Origin of the sequence: Candidatus Bostrichicola ureolyticus (assembly GCA_029851125.1) — a bacterium.
In the GTDB taxonomy this organism is placed as follows: Bacteria; Bacteroidota; Bacteroidia; order Flavobacteriales; family Blattabacteriaceae; genus Bostrichidicola; species Bostrichidicola ureolyticus.
Genome location: CP100319.1, coordinates 243,241 through 258,790 on the forward strand (window position 1 = coordinate 243,241; position 15,550 = coordinate 258,790).

At 22.0% G+C, this 15,550-nt stretch carries 18 protein-coding genes, 5 tRNA genes and 1 pseudogene; 14 read left to right on the plus strand and 10 right to left on the minus strand.

The window, feature by feature from the left end:
- Positions 1-31: 31 nt before the first annotated feature.
- Positions 32-1,285 (plus strand): hemolysin family protein, encoded by a 1,254-nt coding sequence (locus NHG04_01255; protein ID WGH27546.1) that lies wholly within the window; start codon positions 32-34, stop codon positions 1,283-1,285.
- On the opposite strand, the gene NHG04_01260 is transcribed toward NHG04_01255, so the two are convergent.
- Together NHG04_01260 and pth are read right to left on the minus strand one after the other, a co-directional pair.
- A tRNA-Arg gene (locus NHG04_01260) sits at positions 1,286-1,357 on the minus strand. It lies immediately after the preceding gene.
- Complete coding sequence (pth, locus tag NHG04_01265; protein WGH27279.1) at positions 1,336-1,923, minus strand: aminoacyl-tRNA hydrolase; 588 nt, start codon at positions 1,921-1,923, stop codon at positions 1,336-1,338. Before pth ends, NHG04_01260 begins: the two co-directional genes overlap by 22 nt.
- Positions 1,924-1,948: 25 nt before the next feature.
- Here pth and asd point away from each other — a divergent pair, with 25 nt between their 5' ends.
- Positions 1,949-2,947: an aspartate-semialdehyde dehydrogenase gene (gene asd, locus NHG04_01270; GenBank protein WGH27280.1), complete on the plus strand. Its 999-nt coding sequence runs from the start codon at positions 1,949-1,951 to the stop codon at positions 2,945-2,947.
- Positions 2,925-3,710, plus strand: coding sequence for an RNA methyltransferase (locus NHG04_01275; protein ID WGH27281.1), 786 nt, complete (start codon positions 2,925-2,927; stop codon positions 3,708-3,710). Before asd ends, NHG04_01275 begins: the two co-directional genes overlap by 23 nt.
- On the opposite strand, the pseudogene NHG04_01280 reads toward NHG04_01275, so the two are convergent.
- From NHG04_01280 to NHG04_01290, 3 genes and pseudogenes are all read right to left on the minus strand, one after another.
- Positions 3,707-4,188: pseudogene (locus NHG04_01280) on the minus strand (ribonuclease HI). The gene NHG04_01275 and the pseudogene NHG04_01280 sit on opposite strands and share 4 nt — an antisense overlap.
- Positions 4,169-4,981 (minus strand): 1-acyl-sn-glycerol-3-phosphate acyltransferase, encoded by an 813-nt coding sequence (locus tag NHG04_01285; protein WGH27282.1) that lies wholly within the window; start codon positions 4,979-4,981, stop codon positions 4,169-4,171. The pseudogene NHG04_01280 and the gene NHG04_01285 overlap by 20 nt, the downstream one beginning before the upstream one ends.
- 10 nt (positions 4,982-4,991) lie before the next feature.
- On the minus strand, positions 4,992-5,777 hold the full coding sequence (locus NHG04_01290; protein ID WGH27283.1) for a twin-arginine translocase subunit TatC: 786 nt from the start codon (positions 5,775-5,777) through the stop codon (positions 4,992-4,994).
- Between the two features lie 42 nt (positions 5,778-5,819).
- Here NHG04_01290 and NHG04_01295 point away from each other — a divergent pair, with 42 nt between their 5' ends.
- From NHG04_01295 to NHG04_01310, 4 genes are all read left to right on the plus strand, one after another.
- A complete protein-coding gene (locus tag NHG04_01295) occupies positions 5,820-6,821 on the plus strand; it encodes a YchF family ATPase (GenBank protein WGH27284.1) in 1,002 nt (333 codons plus the stop codon).
- A gap of 3 nt (positions 6,822-6,824) precedes the next feature.
- Positions 6,825-7,274: an SsrA-binding protein SmpB gene (gene smpB / locus NHG04_01300; GenBank protein ID WGH27285.1), complete on the plus strand. Its 450-nt coding sequence runs from the start codon at positions 6,825-6,827 to the stop codon at positions 7,272-7,274.
- 60 nt (positions 7,275-7,334) lie between these two features.
- Positions 7,335-7,661, plus strand: coding sequence for a hypothetical protein (locus tag NHG04_01305; protein WGH27286.1), 327 nt, complete (start codon positions 7,335-7,337; stop codon positions 7,659-7,661).
- A gap of 169 nt (positions 7,662-7,830) precedes the next feature.
- A tRNA-Val gene (locus tag NHG04_01310) sits at positions 7,831-7,905 on the plus strand.
- Positions 7,906-7,934: 29 nt separating this feature from the next.
- On the opposite strand, the gene NHG04_01315 is transcribed toward NHG04_01310, so the two are convergent.
- The 3 genes from NHG04_01315 to NHG04_01325 all read right to left on the minus strand — a co-directional run bounded on the left by NHG04_01315 (position 7,935) and on the right by NHG04_01325 (position 8,194).
- Positions 7,935-8,008, minus strand: a tRNA-Arg gene (locus NHG04_01315).
- Between the two features lie 17 nt (positions 8,009-8,025).
- Positions 8,026-8,100, minus strand: a tRNA-Pro gene (locus tag NHG04_01320).
- Positions 8,101-8,107: 7 nt separating this feature from the next.
- Positions 8,108-8,194 (minus strand) — tRNA-Ser (locus tag NHG04_01325).
- 29 nt (positions 8,195-8,223) lie between these two features.
- Between NHG04_01325 and tsaD the strand changes: the two genes are divergently transcribed.
- Positions 8,224-9,249: a tRNA (adenosine(37)-N6)-threonylcarbamoyltransferase complex transferase subunit TsaD gene (tsaD, locus tag NHG04_01330; GenBank protein ID WGH27287.1), complete on the plus strand. Its 1,026-nt coding sequence runs from the start codon at positions 8,224-8,226 to the stop codon at positions 9,247-9,249.
- Entirely contained in the window at positions 9,246-9,956 is a 711-nt protein-coding gene (locus NHG04_01335; GenBank protein WGH27288.1) for a 16S rRNA (uracil(1498)-N(3))-methyltransferase, read from the plus strand. Before tsaD ends, NHG04_01335 begins: the two co-directional genes overlap by 4 nt.
- Here the strand turns inward: NHG04_01335 and NHG04_01340 are convergent.
- Positions 9,953-10,198, minus strand: coding sequence for a type B 50S ribosomal protein L31 (locus tag NHG04_01340; protein WGH27289.1), 246 nt, complete (start codon positions 10,196-10,198; stop codon positions 9,953-9,955). The two genes, NHG04_01335 and NHG04_01340, sit on opposite strands and share 4 nt — an antisense overlap.
- A gap of 29 nt (positions 10,199-10,227) precedes the next feature.
- Here NHG04_01340 and ubiE point away from each other — a divergent pair, with 29 nt between their 5' ends.
- Genes ubiE through NHG04_01360 form a run of 4 tightly spaced genes read left to right on the plus strand, consistent with a single transcriptional unit; the run spans position 10,228 to position 14,278 of the window.
- On the plus strand, positions 10,228-10,950 hold the full coding sequence (gene ubiE / locus NHG04_01345; protein WGH27290.1) for a bifunctional demethylmenaquinone methyltransferase/2-methoxy-6-polyprenyl-1,4-benzoquinol methylase UbiE: 723 nt from the start codon (positions 10,228-10,230) through the stop codon (positions 10,948-10,950).
- A gap of 43 nt (positions 10,951-10,993) precedes the next feature.
- The gene (gene rpsO, locus NHG04_01350; protein WGH27291.1) at positions 10,994-11,263 is read left to right on the plus strand and encodes a 30S ribosomal protein S15; all 270 of its coding nucleotides are present in this window, start codon (positions 10,994-10,996) and stop codon (positions 11,261-11,263) included.
- A 5-nt stretch (positions 11,264-11,268) separates the two neighbouring features.
- Complete coding sequence (locus NHG04_01355; protein ID WGH27292.1) at positions 11,269-13,377, plus strand: polyribonucleotide nucleotidyltransferase; 2,109 nt, start codon at positions 11,269-11,271, stop codon at positions 13,375-13,377.
- A gap of 1 nt (position 13,378) precedes the next feature.
- Positions 13,379-14,278 (plus strand): RNA polymerase sigma factor RpoD/SigA, encoded by a 900-nt coding sequence (locus NHG04_01360; protein ID WGH27293.1) that lies wholly within the window; start codon positions 13,379-13,381, stop codon positions 14,276-14,278.
- A gap of 1 nt (position 14,279) precedes the next feature.
- Here NHG04_01360 and NHG04_01365 read toward each other — a convergent pair whose 3' ends face one another.
- Positions 14,280-14,606 (minus strand): PUR family DNA/RNA-binding protein, encoded by a 327-nt coding sequence (locus NHG04_01365; protein ID WGH27294.1) that lies wholly within the window; start codon positions 14,604-14,606, stop codon positions 14,280-14,282.
- Between the two features lie 115 nt (positions 14,607-14,721).
- On the opposite strand from NHG04_01365, the gene nusB reads away from it, so the two are divergent.
- On the plus strand, positions 14,722-15,549 hold the full coding sequence (nusB, locus tag NHG04_01370; protein WGH27295.1) for a transcription antitermination factor NusB: 828 nt from the start codon (positions 14,722-14,724) through the stop codon (positions 15,547-15,549).
- The last annotated feature ends 1 nt before the right edge of the window (position 15,550 follow it).

Genomic DNA, 15,550 nt, shown 5'->3' on the forward strand with positions numbered 1-15,550 from the left:
TTTAACTAACGTATAATATTTATTGTAAATGATATTTTATTATGTATTTATTATAATTTTTACAATATTGATTTCAGCTTTTTTTGCTGGTATTGAAATGGCTTATATTTCTTTTAATCATTTAAAAATTGAAATTGAAAAAAATAAAAATAATATTAGATATAAATTATTAAAAAAAATAATACAAGAACCTAAAAGATTTATTGCTACTATGCTTGTAGGTAATAATATTTCTTTAGTTATATATGGGATATATATGGGCAAACTTATTTTGTTATTTATATCTACAAAATTATATAATGAATATTATTTAGTTGTTTTATTTTTGCAAACTTTTTTATCGACAATAATTATTTTAATTACAGCAGAGTTTCTTCCTAAACTAATATTTAATATTTATTCTTATGAATTATTAAAAAAATTAATAATACCTACTTATTTTTTTTATAAAATATTTTATCCTATAATAAATTTTATTATGTGGATATCTAATAATATTTTAAAAATATTAGGTTATGAAGAAAAAAATGAAATAAGAATATTTAATAAAGAAGATTTAAATTTTTTAATATTAGAAAATATTGAAAATGTAAAACAAGAAGAAATTGAATCTGAGGTAAAATTTGTTCATAGAGCTTTATTTTTTTCAAAAAAAAAAGCGAGAGAATGTATGATTCCTAGAAAAGAAATGATTACTGCAGAACTAGATAGTTCTCTAGAAGAAATTAATAGAAAATTTATAGATACAGGTATATCAAAAGTGGTTATATACAAAGAAAATGTAGATAATATAATAGGATATATTCATTTTTTTGAATTATTTAAAAAACCTAAAGATATATTATCTATTATTTTACAAGTTGAATTTGTACATATCACTATATCAGCACAAGATATAATGAATATTTTAATAAAAAAAAGAAAAAGTATAGCAATTGTATTAGATGAATATGGAGGGACAGCAGGACTTATTACAATTGAGGATCTTATTGAAGAAATAATTGGAAATATAGAAGATGAACATGATAAAATTAAATTAATTGATAAAAAAATAGGTTTTAATAAATTTATATTTTCTGGTAGGTTAGAAATTGATTTTATTAATGATAAATATAAATTAAATATTCCAAAATCTGAATATTATAAAACAATTGGAGGTTTGATAATGTTTTATTCTGGAAATATTCCTAAGGAAGGAGAAATATTAATTTTAAATGAATTTTCAATAGAAATTAAAAAAGTATCTATAAATAGAATTGAAGAAGTATATCTAAAAAAAATGTAGTGACCCCGGAGGGATTTGAACCCACATCATAGGAATCGGAATCCTATATTCTATCCATTGAAATACGAGGTCTTATTATTAAATAAATTCATTGTTTTTTGTAATCCAAATATTCCAAATGATAATGCAGCTTCTGCTGCTATATTAATTGGGTGTTTAATTTTATCTAATTCTTCTTTTGTCCATTTTCCTAATACATAATTATTTTTTTCACCTTTATAGAAATTATTTCCAATACCAAAACGTAATCGTGCATAATTAGAGGTTTTTAATTCATCTTCAATATTTTTTAAACCATTATGTCCACCATTACTTCCTTTGCTTCTTATACGTAAAATTCCTAAAGATAAATTAATATCATCAGTAATAACAATAATATTATTTATTTGTATATTTTCTTTATTAATCCAATATTTTATTGATATACCACTACAATTCATATACAAAGATGGTTTTAATAAAAAAAAATAATTTTGTTTGTAACAAGATTTAGCAATATATCCTAATTTTTCATTTTTTAAACTAAATGATGGGTAATTTTTTATAATTTCATCTATTATTAAAAATCCTATATTATGACGAGTTTTTTGATATTGTTTTCCTATATTTCCTAATCCTATTATTAATATTTTTTTCATATAATTGATTATTTAACATAAAATTATGAAATTAGCTATAATAGGTGTTACAGGAATGGTAGGTAGTGTAATGCTTAAAGTATTAGAAGAACGTAATTTTACTATTAGTAAATTAATTCCAGTAGCTTCACAAAATTCATTAGGAAAGGAAATTGATTTTAGAGGAAAAAAATATAAAATTATTGATATAAAACAAGCTATTAAGCTAAATCCTAATATTGCTTTATTTTCAGCTGGAGAAATTGTTTCTAAATTATGGGCACCTAAATTTGCTAAATTAGGAACTACTGTAATTGATAATTCTTCAGCTTGGAGGATGGATCCTACAAAAAAACTTATTGTTCCTGAAATAAATGCTAATCTTTTATCTAAAGATGATAAAATTATTGCTAATCCAAATTGTTCTACTATACAATTAGTTATGGTATTGGCTCCATTACACAATCATTATGGTATAAAACGTGTTATTATATCTACTTATCAATCAGTAACAGGAACAGGAAAAAAAGCTGTAGATCAACTTAAAGGTGAATCACAAAAAATACAAGTTAAAAAAATTTATCCACATCCTATTTATAATAATGTTTTACCTCATTGTGATAGATTTGAAAAATCTGGATACACTAAAGAAGAAATAAAAATTATGCAAGAATCTAAAAAAATATTATTATCAAATAATATTGCTATAACTGCAACTGCAGTACGTGTGCCAGTTTTAGGGGGACATTCTGAAAGTGTAAATATTAGTTTTGTTAAAAAAATAAGTTTTAATAAAATATTGAAAATATTGAAAAATACATCAGGTGTAATTATTCAAGATTGTCCCGAAAATAATTTATATCCAATGCCTTTATATGTTAAAGGTAAAGATGAAGTATTTGTTGGACGTATTAGAAAAGATTTATCACATTACAATTCAATCAACCTATGGATTGTAGCTGATAATTTACGTAAAGGAGCTGCTACTAATGCTATACAAATAGCAGAATTTTTAATAAAAAATGGGTATTATGAGAATATCTAATTCTAAAATAAAAACATTATTAGCTATTCAAAAAAAATCTAAAATACGTAATGAAAAAAAAATTTTCCTTATAGAAGGTATAAAAGAAATAAAAATGGCTCTTAATGGAGGATATATACCTGAAGAAGCTTTTATATGTACAGAATTATATAATAATAATAATATTTTAAGTTTTTTTAAAAAAAAAACATTTATTAGTAGAAAAATATTTACTAAACTTGTATATCGTGATAATAGTGGGGGTATTATTGCTATTTTTAAACAAAAAAAATTTTGTTCTTTAGAACAAATACAATTATCTCAAAATCCACTTATTCTAGTTATAGAAAAAGTTGAAAAACCAGGTAATATAGGTGCAATTTTTCGTACAGCTGATGCAGCCTCTGTTGATGCAGTAATTTTAGATAAAAAAATAGATTTATATAATCCTAATATAATACGATCAAGTTTAGGAAGTATATTTACTATAAATATAATAAAAGAAACATTTAATAATAAAATATTTCGTTGGTTTAAAAATAAAAATATAAAAATAATAGCTACATGTTTAAAATCATATGCAAAAAATATATATAAAACTGATTTATCTAGATCAATAGCTCTAATAATAGGGACTGAAACTATTGGACTATCAAAAATATGGTTAAAAAATGCTTATAAAATAGTTAAAATACCCATGTATGGTAGTATTGATTCACTAAATGTAAGTAATGCAACAGCTATTATTACTTTTGAAGCTATTAGACAACGTTTATATAATTAATTTATATATCCATAATCAATTTTTAAATATTTGTTTTTAACAGAAAATTGTTTAGCTAATTTATCACAATATTTATTATATAATAAATAATGTCCTTTTATCCATTTAAATAAAATAAATGTATGTTTACGATAAATAATTAATAAACGTTTCCATAAATCAGAATTTTTTTTTTTAAAAAATTATTTTTTTCCCAAGAAAAAACCCATTTTTTTTCTATAGCATCAACTATATATTTTGAATCTGTGAAAATAATAATTTTTTTGTTATTTGTTTTTTTTACTATTTCTAATGCTAGAATAACTGCTGTTAATTCCATTCTATTATTTGTAGTATAATTGAAACCTCCTGAAAATTCTTTTTTATAAAAAGTTCCAAAATTATTATATAATATAATTATGCCATACCCTCCAGGGCCAGGATTTATCTTAGCAGATCCATCTGTATATATATGTATTTCATTTTGATTTAAATTCATAATTTTTTTTAAATTTTATTAATTGATAATAAATCATATTAAAACATTTTTTTTTTAATTTATTTTTATATTTAATATTTAAATTTTTTGTAATGATAATTTTATGTTGTTTTACACGTATATTTCCAGGTTTACCAATAGTAAAAAAATTATTAAAAAAATTTTTAAAAAAATTATAAGGAAATTTATGTTTAAGATCTGCTATAGTAAATGCTAATATAGGTTTTCCTGTTTTTATAGCAATAGAAAAAGCTCCATTTTTAAATGGCAATAATAAAATATTTTTATTATTGTTAATACAACCTTCAGGAAAAATGCAAATACTTTTACCATCCATTATTTTATTTTTTATTTCTTCAAATACTTTTCTATTTTTAGTACGTTTTACTAAAATATTGCATTTTTTGTATATATATCCAAATATAGGAATTTTTACTAATTCATATTTACCTACAAATATTACAATATTTTTTTTAAAAATTGAATATATTAACATTATATCCAGAATAGAAACATGATTACTTATAACAATATAAGATTCATTTTTTTTTATTAATTCTTTATATTTTTTTATTAAAGTATATCTAAATCCCATTAAGAAAAGATTGCATTGTCCCCAAAAACTATGAAACAAATAAGCAATATAATAATATTTTTTACTAAAAATAAATGGTATAGATATACATCCTAATAATGGAATTAATATTATATTAATAAATATAAACCATATTCTCCATAATATGGATAATATTATTATAAATATTTTATATATAAAGCTAAAAAAAAATTTCATATATTTTTTTTTATAATTTTTTGTTATAAACTAATGATACTATAAAGACACTTATTTGATACAACAATATAATAGGAATTAAAGCAACAATTGTATTGATAATATCTCCTGGAGTTATTGCAGAAGCAATAATTAAAATTAATAAAATTGCATGTTTTCTATAATTATGTAATAAATTAGGTGTAATTAATCCTAATTTGGTTAACACAAATGCACAAATAGGAAATAAAAATACTATTCCCATATAAAATGTAGATATTATTATTGTAAATATATAATCAGATAAATCAAATACATTTTGTGGTATATTACTAATTTTAAAATTATCACCAAATTGTAATATCATAGGAGATAATAAAAAATATCCAAAAAAAATACCTAAAATAAATAATATATAAGAAATAATAGTAATTATTCTATAAAATTTTTGTTCTTTTATTGTTAGTCCTGGTTTAATAAACATCCATAATTCATAACAAATATATGGAAATGATATTATAAAACCTCCAATTATACATACAGATATATATATATTAAATTGACCTAAAATTTTTCTATTTTGTATTTTAAAATTTGGTGAAAAATCTACGTTATCACAAAAAAAATTGCCTATTTTTTTAAAAAAACGATATGTAATAAAATTATTTTTAATTGGTCCAAAAATAATTTTATCAAAAATTATTTCTTTATTAAACATTAAAATTATTCCTGATAAAATTATACTACATAAACTACGAATAATATGTTTTCTTAATATTTTTATATGACCTATAAAAGGTAATTTTGAATCTGTCATATAATTAAAATTAATATATTATTAATTATAATATTAATATAGATGAAATGTGGTATTATTGGATTGCCTAATGTAGGCAAATCAACTCTTTTTAATTGTATATCAAATTTTAAAGTACCCTCATATAATTTTCCATTTTGTACAATTAAACCTAATATAAGTAGTGTTCAAGTACCTGATAAACGATTAAATCAATTAAAATTATTAATTAATCCTAAACAAGTAGTACCAGCTGTATTAGAAATTTTAGATATTGCTGGGTTAGTTAAAGGTGCTCATAAAGGAGAAGGTTTAGGAAATCAATTTTTAGCTAATATTCGTGAAACACAAGCTATTATTCATGTTTTACGTTGTTTTAAAGATGAAAATATAATTCATATTGAAGGTAATGTTAATCCTATACGAGATAAAGAAATAATTGATTTGGAATTACAACTAAAAGATATAGAAACATTAGAAAAATTTTTAACAAAAAAAAATCAAATAAATCAAATAATAGAATTATTAAGAAGAATATTAAAAATTCTAAATTTAGGTAAAAATGTTAGAAATATTCCATTATCAAATAATGAAATTCAATTATTAATTAATAATAATATACAATTATTAACTGCTAAACCTATAATATATGTTTGTAATGCAGATAAATCAATAAATATTGATTTAATTAAAAAATTAGAAGAAGAAAAAACACAAATTTTAATATTAAATGCTAAATCAAATGAAAAATCAAATGAAAAAGAAACTATAATAACTAAATTAATTACTTCTATTTATTATTTATTAAATATTAAAACATTTTTTACTGTTGGTAAAAAAGAAATACGTGCTTGGACTATTGATAAATATTGTACAGCTTTAGAAGCTTCTTCAGTAATTCATACTGATTTTAAAAAATATTTTATTCGTGCTGAAATTATACATTATGATGATTTTATTAAATATGGTTCTTATAATAAAGCAAAAGAAGTAGGTAAAGTATATTTAGAAGGAAAAAATTATCTTATTAAAGATGGTGATATTATTAATTTTAAACATACATAATGTATGATACTTAATAAAAAAATTTCATATAAATATAATTTATATGAAGAATATATTGCTGGAATACAATTATTAGGAACTGAAATTAAGTCAATTAGACAATATAAAGTAAGTATATCTGAAAGTTATTGTCAAATAAAAAATGAAGAATTATATATAATTAATATGCATATAGCTGAATATAAATTTGGAACGTATCTTAATCATGATCCTAAAAGAGAAAGAAAACTACTTTTGCAAAAAAAAGAATTATTAAGATTAAAACGAAAATTAAAAGATTCAGGAATTACTATTATTCCTTTTAAATTATTTTTTAATAAAAAAGGTTATGCAAAATTGCAAATATTTTTAGCAAAAGGAAAAAAAAATTATGATAAACGAAAATTTCTTAAAGAAAAAGAAATAAAAATTCTTAAAGAAAAAGAAATAAAAAATTATTTAAATAAATATTAATTTTTTTTTGATTAAAAATAATAATATATTATATATATATATAAATAAAATATATATATTATGAAAAAAATAATATCATTCATATTAACTATATCATTATTAAATATAGGAATATTGCATTCAGAAACTAATGTTAATAATGTTCTAGGAAACAAAGATAAAGAAGTTGAAATAAATTTTGACAAAATAACAGGTATATCTATTTCAGAAATTCTTAATATAATCAAAGAAAAAATTCTTCAAGCTAAAACTAAAAAAGAAGCTAAAACTAAAAAAGAAGCTGAAGCTAAAGCTAAAAAAGAAGCTGAAGCTAAAGCTAAAAAAGAAGCTGAAGCTCTAGAAAGAGAAGAAGCTGAATCTGCTATATCTGGTAAAGCTTTAATTTAGAGAAGAAGCTCTATAATAAGCTGCTAAATCTGGTAAAGCTTTATCTCAATTTTTAGAGAAGAAGCTGCTAAATAAAAAATATAAATTTTATATGTTTTTAAGAAAAAACTAAAAAAAATATAAATTTTATATGTTTTTTTTCATATAAAATTTATATTTTTTTTTATATGGACATTTAGCTCAGTTGGTTTAGAGCGTTACTTTGACAGAGTAAAGGTCGTCGGTTCGACTCCGATAATGTCCACTGTTTGGTATGTTGTAATTTATGTGATGTGGTCACGGCAGGATTCGAACCTGCGACCGACTGCTTAGAAGGCAGTTGCTCTATCCTACTGAGCTACGTAACCAAAAATAAATTGGTATGTCGGGGTGGTAGGATTTGAACCTACGATTTCCTGGTCCCAAACCAGGCGCGATAACCGGACTACGCTACACCCCGAAGAAAGCGGAGAGTGTGGGATTCGAACCCACGCAGTATATATTATTACTGACAGTTTAGCAAACTGTTCCGTTAACCACTCCGGCAACTCTCCTTAATAAATATAATAATATAATAATATATATGAAACATCAAATTATATTGGGAATTGAATCATCATGTGATGAGACATCTGCGGCTTTAATTAAAAATAATAAAATATTATCTCATATTATATATTCCCAAGATGTTCATAAAATATACGGTGGAGTAGTTCCTGAATTAGCTTCTAGATCACATCAAATAAATATTATTCCAATAATAAATAAAACAATATTATTAGCAAATATTAATAAAAATGAAATAAATGCTGTAGCTTTTACTAGGGGTCCTGGTCTTATGGGATCTTTATTAGTTGGAGCATCTTTGGCAAAATCGTTTGCTATATCATTAGGAATTCCTATTATAGGAATTCATCATGAACAAGCACATATTTTAGCACATTTTATAAACGGTATTCATAAATATCCACCTAAATTTCCATTTTTATGTTTAACAGTAAGTGGTGGACATACAAAAATTGTTAAAGTTAATGATTTTTTTGAAATGACTGTTTTGGGTAATACTATTGATGATACAGCTGGAGAAGCTTTTGATAAAATTGCTAGAATATGTGGATTAGGTTATCCTGGTGGACAATTAATTAATTTTTATGCAAAAAAAGGGAATCCTACAAAATTTTGTTTTTCAAAACCGAAAGTTTCTGGACTAAATTTTAGTTTTAGTGGATTAAAAACACATATATTATATTTTTTGGAAAAAAAATTAAAAAAAGATTCTAATTTTATTAAAAATAATATACATGATATATGTGCATCTTTACAACAAACTATTATAGATATTTTATTAGAAAAAATAAAATTAGCTTCACTAAATTTTAATATTGATAGAATAGTATTATCTGGAGGAGTTTCAGCTAATACTGAGTTCCGAAAACAATTTATTCAAACTGCTTTAAAACAAAATATGAAACCATATATTCTTCCATTTGAATATACTAAAGATAATGCAGCAATGATTGCTATGGTAGGTCAATTAAAATGTGACCGTAAATTATTTGATTCTTTAAATATTACACCTTGTGCTAGATATGATTTAAAATCAATATGAAATTATTTTTTTTAGAAAAAAAAAATGATTCTATGATAGAATTAAATAAACAAGATAGCTATCATATAAATACAGTATTACGTATGCATCCAGGTAAAGAAATTTTTGTTACAAATGGATATGGTGATTTGTGGAAAGCAATTATTCATTCAATTATTAATGGAATCGTAAAAGCAAAACCTATAATGCATTATCCAGAATATAATAAAAAAAAATATTGGGTACATATAGGAATATCTTTAATTAAATCTATTGATCGATTTGAATGGTTTTTAGAAAAAGCTACTGAATTAGGTGTTGATGAAGTAACACCTTTAATATGTAAAAATTCTGAAAGAAAAAAAATTAATATAATTAGAGGAATTAAAATTATTCGTTCAGCAGCCAAACAATCATTTAGAACATATATTCCTATTATAAATAATGTTAGTATGTTTAATACATTTATTTCATCTATGAATAATTATAATTCTAAATTTATTGCACATTGTAATACTAATTTTAACAGAAAAGTTTTTAACGAAGTCATTCAAAATACAAAAAAATATATAATTTTAATTGGTCCAGAAGGTGATTTTTCTAGTGAAGAAATTAATCAAGCATTGAATTTTAATTGGAATAGCATAAGTTTAGGAAATATTAGATTAAGAGTAGAAACAGCTGGATTAGTTGCTTTACATACTTTATTATTAAAGTATAATAGTTAATGTTTTTTATATTTTTTAATAAATTTTTCAATTCTACCAGCTGTATCTACATATTTCATTTTTCCAGTAAAAAAAGGATGAGAATAACTAGAAATATCAAGTTTATACAAAGGATATTCTATATTATTAATTTTTAGAGTAGATTTTGTTTGAATTGTAGATCTGCATATAAAAGTATTATTAGTACTAGTATCTTTAAATACTACAAGTCTGTAATTTTTAGGATGTATATTTTTTTTCATTGAAAAAATTTTTAATAATGTATAATATAATGAAACCGTATGAAAATCAAAATACGACTAAACAAGAACAAATAGAACATATGTTTAATTGTATTTCACATAAATATGATATAATTAATCGTATTATATCATTTAGAATGGATATTTTATGGCGTAAACAAGTTGTAAATATAGCACAAAAATTTTATCACAAAAAAATATTAGATGTAGCTACAGGTACTGGTGATTTGGCAATAATGTTAGCAAAATATTTACCATCTGCTAATATTGTAGGTATAGATATTTCTGATGAAATGTTAAAAATATGCATTAAAAAAATTTTTAATAAAGGATTTCAAAATCGCATTAAAGTATTTAAAGGTAATTCTAATAATATTGTTTTTAATAATGAGTCATTTGACATAATAACTATAGCTTTTGGTATACGAAATTTATATTATCCTGATCAAAGTTTAAAAGAAATGTTTAGAGTGTTAAAACATGGAGGAAAATTGATTATTTTAGAATTTTCTAGACCAAAAAATAGTATTATAAGATTTTTATATGAATTATATTTTTATTACATAAAATGTATTGGAAATATTATTTCTAATAATAAATTAGCTTATAAATATTTATATAAATCTATAAAATATTTTGCATATAATGGTGGTTATATGGAAAAATTACTTAGTAATTGTGGATTTATAAATTTATATACGTTACCATTAACTTTTGGTATTGTTTCTATATATTTTGCTGAAAAAGGTTAAAATAGTTTAAATAAAAAATACTTATTTTAAATAAAAAAAATTAATGAATTTAACAAAAGAAAAAAAAGAAGAAATATTTGAAAAATATGGTAAATCTAAATCAGATACAGGTTCAATAAAAGGACAAATTGCAGTATTAACTTATCGTATAGCTTATTTAAGTGAACATCTTAAAAAGAATAAAAAAGATTTTAATAGTGAAAGAGCGTTAGTTAAATTAGTTTGTAAGAGAAAACGATTACTTAAATATATTGAAAATATAAGTTTATATCTTTATAAAGAAACTATAAATGAACTAGGAATTAGAAAATAAATAATATGAAAGTTATACAAGAAAAGATTTTATTAAAAGATGGTAGGACTATTATATTAGAAACTGGAAAAATAGCTAGACAAGCCAATGGTTCAGTTATAGTACGTATGGGTAATACTATGTTACTAGCTACTGTAGTTATAGGTCAAGAATCTAAAAAAGAAGTAGATTTTTTACCGTTAATAGTAGATTATAGAGAAAAATATTCTGCTGGAGGAAAAATTCCAGGAGGATTTTTTAAACGTGAAGGTAGACATTCTGATGAGGAAATTTTAACAATGCGTTTAGTAGATCGTGTATTACGTCCTCTTTTTCCTAAAAATTTTTATAAAGAAATACAAATTATGATTTCATTGTTATCATATGATAAAGATGTATTACCAGATAATTTAGCAGGATTAGCTGCTTCAGCAGCATTAACAATATCAAGAATACCATTTTTTGGACCAATATCAGAAGTTCGTATTATACGTATAGAAAATAAATTCATTATAAATCCTGGAATAGAACAATTAAAAAAAGCCAATATAGATTTAGTAGTTGGTGCTTCTAAAGATTCTATTATTATGGTTGAAGGGGAAATGAAAGAAATTTCAGAAATTGATTTAATTAATGCTATTAAAGAAGCACACAAAGATATAAAATTACAAATAGATGCTCAAAATCGTTTACTTGAAAAAGTAAATCCCAAATCTAATACAGAAGTAATTACTGATAATAATGATAATAATACAATTAAAGAAAAACTTTTATTTTTTTCTAAAAAAAAACTTTATGAAGTTTATAAAAAAAAATTAAATAAACAGGATCGTTCAGAAAATTATTATAATATTTTAAAAGAATTTAAAAATAGTATTTCAGAAACAGAATTACAAGAACAAGAATTACTTATTGATCAATATTATGAAGAAATTAAAAAAGAATTATTTCGTACAATTATATTAAAAGAAGGTATTCGTTTAGATGGTCGTACTTATAAAGAAATTCGTAAAATATGGTGTGAAGTAAATTGTCTTCCAGGAGTTCATGGTTCAGCTTTATTTACTCGTGGAGAAACTCAATCATTAACTACCATAACTTTAGGTTCCTCTTTAGATGTTAATAGGATAGATAATGCTATTATGGAAGATAAAGAAAAATTTTACTTACATTATAATTTTCTTCCTTTTTCTACTAGGGAAATTCGTCCTATTAGAGGAGTATCACGACGTGAAATTGGACATGGTAATTTAGCTAAACGTGCATTAAAAAATGTTATTCCTACTAATATACCTTATACTATTCGTGTAGTATCAGATATTTTAGAATCTAATGGATCATCTTCTATGGCTACTGTTTGTGCTAGTTCATTAGCTTTAATGGATGCAGGGATATCTATAAAAAATCCAGTTTCAGGAATTGCTATGGGATTAATAATTGATAATATTACAGGAAAATATATAATATTATCAGATATTTTAGGTGATGAAGATTATATAGGTGATATGGATTTAAAAATTACAGGTACTAATAATGGACTGACATCTTGTCAAATGGATATTAAAATTAATGGTTTATCATATAATATTTTAGAGACAGCTCTTTTTCAAGCAAAAGAAGGTTATTTATATATTTTGAACAAAATGCTTAATACTATTCCTGAACCTAGAAAATATTTAAAGCCTAATGCTCCTAAAATTTATACTTTTAATATTCCTAAAAAATTTATAGGTTCTGTTATTGGACCTAATGGTAGAATTATTCAACAAATACAATTGGATACAAATACTAGTATATCAATTGAAGAAAAAGATAATTTAGGTATTGTTGAAATTTTAGGAAAAGAATATTCTAAAATAGAAGAAGCAGTTAATAAAATTAAAAAAATAGTATTTATTCCTGAAGTTGGAAAAATATATAAAGCAAAAGTTAAATCTATTAAAGAATTTGGAGCATTTCTTGAATTATCTAAAGGAATTGAAGGATTACTTCATATTTCTGAAATAGAACATAAAAGATTAAAAAAAGTAGAAGATGTATTGCAAATAGGTGATGAAATCAAAGTAAAATTATTAGATATAGATAATGGCAAGATTAGATTATCACGCAAAATATTAATACCTAAAAATAAATAATATGAGACAGCTTAAAATAACTAAACAAGTCACTAATAGAGAGGCTGAATCATTAGATAAATATCTTCATGAAATTGGAAAAATTAATTTATTAACTCCTGAAGAAGAAATAAAATATGCACGTAAAATAAGATTAGGAATTCAAACCAATGCTACAAAATCAGAGAAAATAGCAGAAAAAATAGCATTAAAAAAACTTGTTGAAAGTAATTTACGTTTTGTTGTATCTGTTGCAAAACAATATCAAAATCAAGGTTTAAGTCTATGTGATTTAATAAATGAAGGAAATGTAGGTCTTATTAAAGCAGCATTTCGTTTTGATGAGACTAAAGGATTTAAATTTATATCTTATGCAGTATGGTGGATAAGACAATGTATTTTACAAGCTATAGCTGAACAATCTCGTCCTGTCCGTCAACCTACTAATAAACAAGGATTGAATAGTAGGGTTCATAAAGCTATTGCTAAATTAGAACAAGAATTACATAGATCACCATATATAGTAGAAATAGCTGAATTTTTAGATATGTTTGAAAAAGATGTAGAAGAATCTTTAAAAAATTCTGTACGACATGTTTCTATGGATGCTCCATTAATAGAAGGCGAAGATTCTAATTTATATGATGTAATAAAATATGATGAATCGCCCAGTCCTGATATAAATTTAGAAAAAGAATCACTATGTCAAGAAATTGAAAGAGCACTTAATACACTTAATGAACGTGAACGTCTTGTAATTAAATTATATTTTGGATTATGTGGTTGTACTCCAATGACATTAGAAGAAATAGGAATAGTTGCTAATTTAACTAGAGAACGTGTTAGACAAATACAAAATAATGCATTAAAAAGATTAAAAAATCAATCTCGTAGTAAAAACTTATTAAATTATTTAAGATAAATTATTTGTTGGTTTGATCTTTATCTTTTTGTGAAACAAAATTTTTATTATGACGTTCTGAAATAACTTCTTTTCCTTTTTTTTCTAAAATGAATTCAATAACATTATTTAATATTTCTTTAAATTCTTGGAAATCTTCTTTGTATAAATAAATTTTATTTTTTTTAAATATTATTTCTCCATTTTCAGAAAAAAATCTTTTGCTTTCATTAATAGTTAAATAATAATCTCCAGCACGTGTTTCTTTAACATCAAAAAAATACGTACGATTACCAGATTTTAAAACGTTTGAATAAACCATATGTTTTATCTTACTTTTTTCGTCCATTATACTTTTAGTTTAAGAATAATATAAAAAATTTTATATATTTTTATATATAAAAATATATAAAATTTTTTAAATATTAAAAATGTTATTTAGACGTTTGTTGAGAATAAAAAGTATGCAATTTTTATATGCTCAATATATTTCTAATATTGATCACAATGTAGTAGAAATAACTAATAGTATTGATAGATTACGATATTTATATATTTCTTTAATTAAATTAATATTAACTATTAGAAATAAAGCTATTAAAGAGTTATCTATAAGTGATTTTTTTAAAAAAAATAATGTATTAAAATTATTAATAAATAATATAAATAATAATATTTATAAGTTTAATAACATAAATGATAACTTATTTAGAATAAGTGAATACGATATATTATTATTATTAAGTGAATTCCGTAATACATCTTTGTATAAAGAGTATATCAATACTACTAAATCATCTTTTATAAAAGATAAAAATTTTATAATAAAATATTATGAATGTTATATTATGCATAATAATAAACTTTATTCTTATGAAGATAATATTAATGATTTAAATTATGCACATTTAATGGTTTATAATACATTAAAAAATGTAAATCCAAAATATGTATTATTATATAATATAAATTCAAATAATATAAATTTTATTATTAATCTATATCGTAAAACATTATCTAATAAATTATTATTTAATACATTAATATCTGATGTGCTTACTAATTGGGATTTAAAACGTATAGCTAAATTAGATTTAATTGTTATGCATATGGCAATATGTGAATTTTTATACTTTCCTAATATACCTATTAAAGTGACTATGAATGAATATATAGAAATAATAAAAATTTATTCTACTACTAAAAGCCCAATATTTATTAATGGTATTTTAGATAAAATATTAAAAATATTACAAAAACAAATTATAAAAATAGGAAAAGGATTGTTGTAAA

Excerpts from the sequence above, each read along its gene's own strand:
- NHG04_01285 (WGH27282.1), bottom strand. The coding sequence starts at position 4,981 with ATGAAATTTTTTTTTAGCTTTATATATAAAATATTTATAATAATATTA.
- smpB (WGH27285.1), top strand. The coding sequence starts at position 6,825 with ATGATACTTAATAAAAAAATTTCATATAAATATAATTTATATGAAGAA.
- NHG04_01340 (WGH27289.1), bottom strand. The coding sequence starts at position 10,198 with ATGAAAAAAAATATACATCCTAAAAATTACAGACTTGTAGTATTTAAA.
- ubiE (WGH27290.1), top strand. The coding sequence starts at position 10,228 with ATGAAACCGTATGAAAATCAAAATACGACTAAACAAGAACAAATAGAA.
- NHG04_01275 (WGH27281.1), top strand. The coding sequence starts at position 2,925 with ATGGGTATTATGAGAATATCTAATTCTAAAATAAAAACATTATTAGCT.
- NHG04_01295 (WGH27284.1), top strand. The coding sequence starts at position 5,820 with ATGAAATGTGGTATTATTGGATTGCCTAATGTAGGCAAATCAACTCTT.
- NHG04_01335 (WGH27288.1), top strand. The coding sequence starts at position 9,246 with ATGAAATTATTTTTTTTAGAAAAAAAAAATGATTCTATGATAGAATTA.
- rpsO (WGH27291.1), top strand. The coding sequence starts at position 10,994 with ATGAATTTAACAAAAGAAAAAAAAGAAGAAATATTTGAAAAATATGGT.
- nusB (WGH27295.1), top strand. The coding sequence starts at position 14,722 with ATGCAATTTTTATATGCTCAATATATTTCTAATATTGATCACAATGTA.
- NHG04_01365 (WGH27294.1), bottom strand. The coding sequence starts at position 14,606 with ATGGACGAAAAAAGTAAGATAAAACATATGGTTTATTCAAACGTTTTA.
- tsaD (WGH27287.1), top strand. The coding sequence starts at position 8,224 with ATGAAACATCAAATTATATTGGGAATTGAATCATCATGTGATGAGACA.
- pth (WGH27279.1), bottom strand. The coding sequence starts at position 1,923 with ATGAAAAAAATATTAATAATAGGATTAGGAAATATAGGAAAACAATAT.
- NHG04_01305 (WGH27286.1), top strand. The coding sequence starts at position 7,335 with ATGAAAAAAATAATATCATTCATATTAACTATATCATTATTAAATATA.
- NHG04_01355 (WGH27292.1), top strand. The coding sequence starts at position 11,269 with ATGAAAGTTATACAAGAAAAGATTTTATTAAAAGATGGTAGGACTATT.
- asd (WGH27280.1), top strand. The coding sequence starts at position 1,949 with ATGAAATTAGCTATAATAGGTGTTACAGGAATGGTAGGTAGTGTAATG.
- NHG04_01290 (WGH27283.1), bottom strand. The coding sequence starts at position 5,777 with ATGACAGATTCAAAATTACCTTTTATAGGTCATATAAAAATATTAAGA.
- NHG04_01360 (WGH27293.1), top strand. The coding sequence starts at position 13,379 with ATGAGACAGCTTAAAATAACTAAACAAGTCACTAATAGAGAGGCTGAA.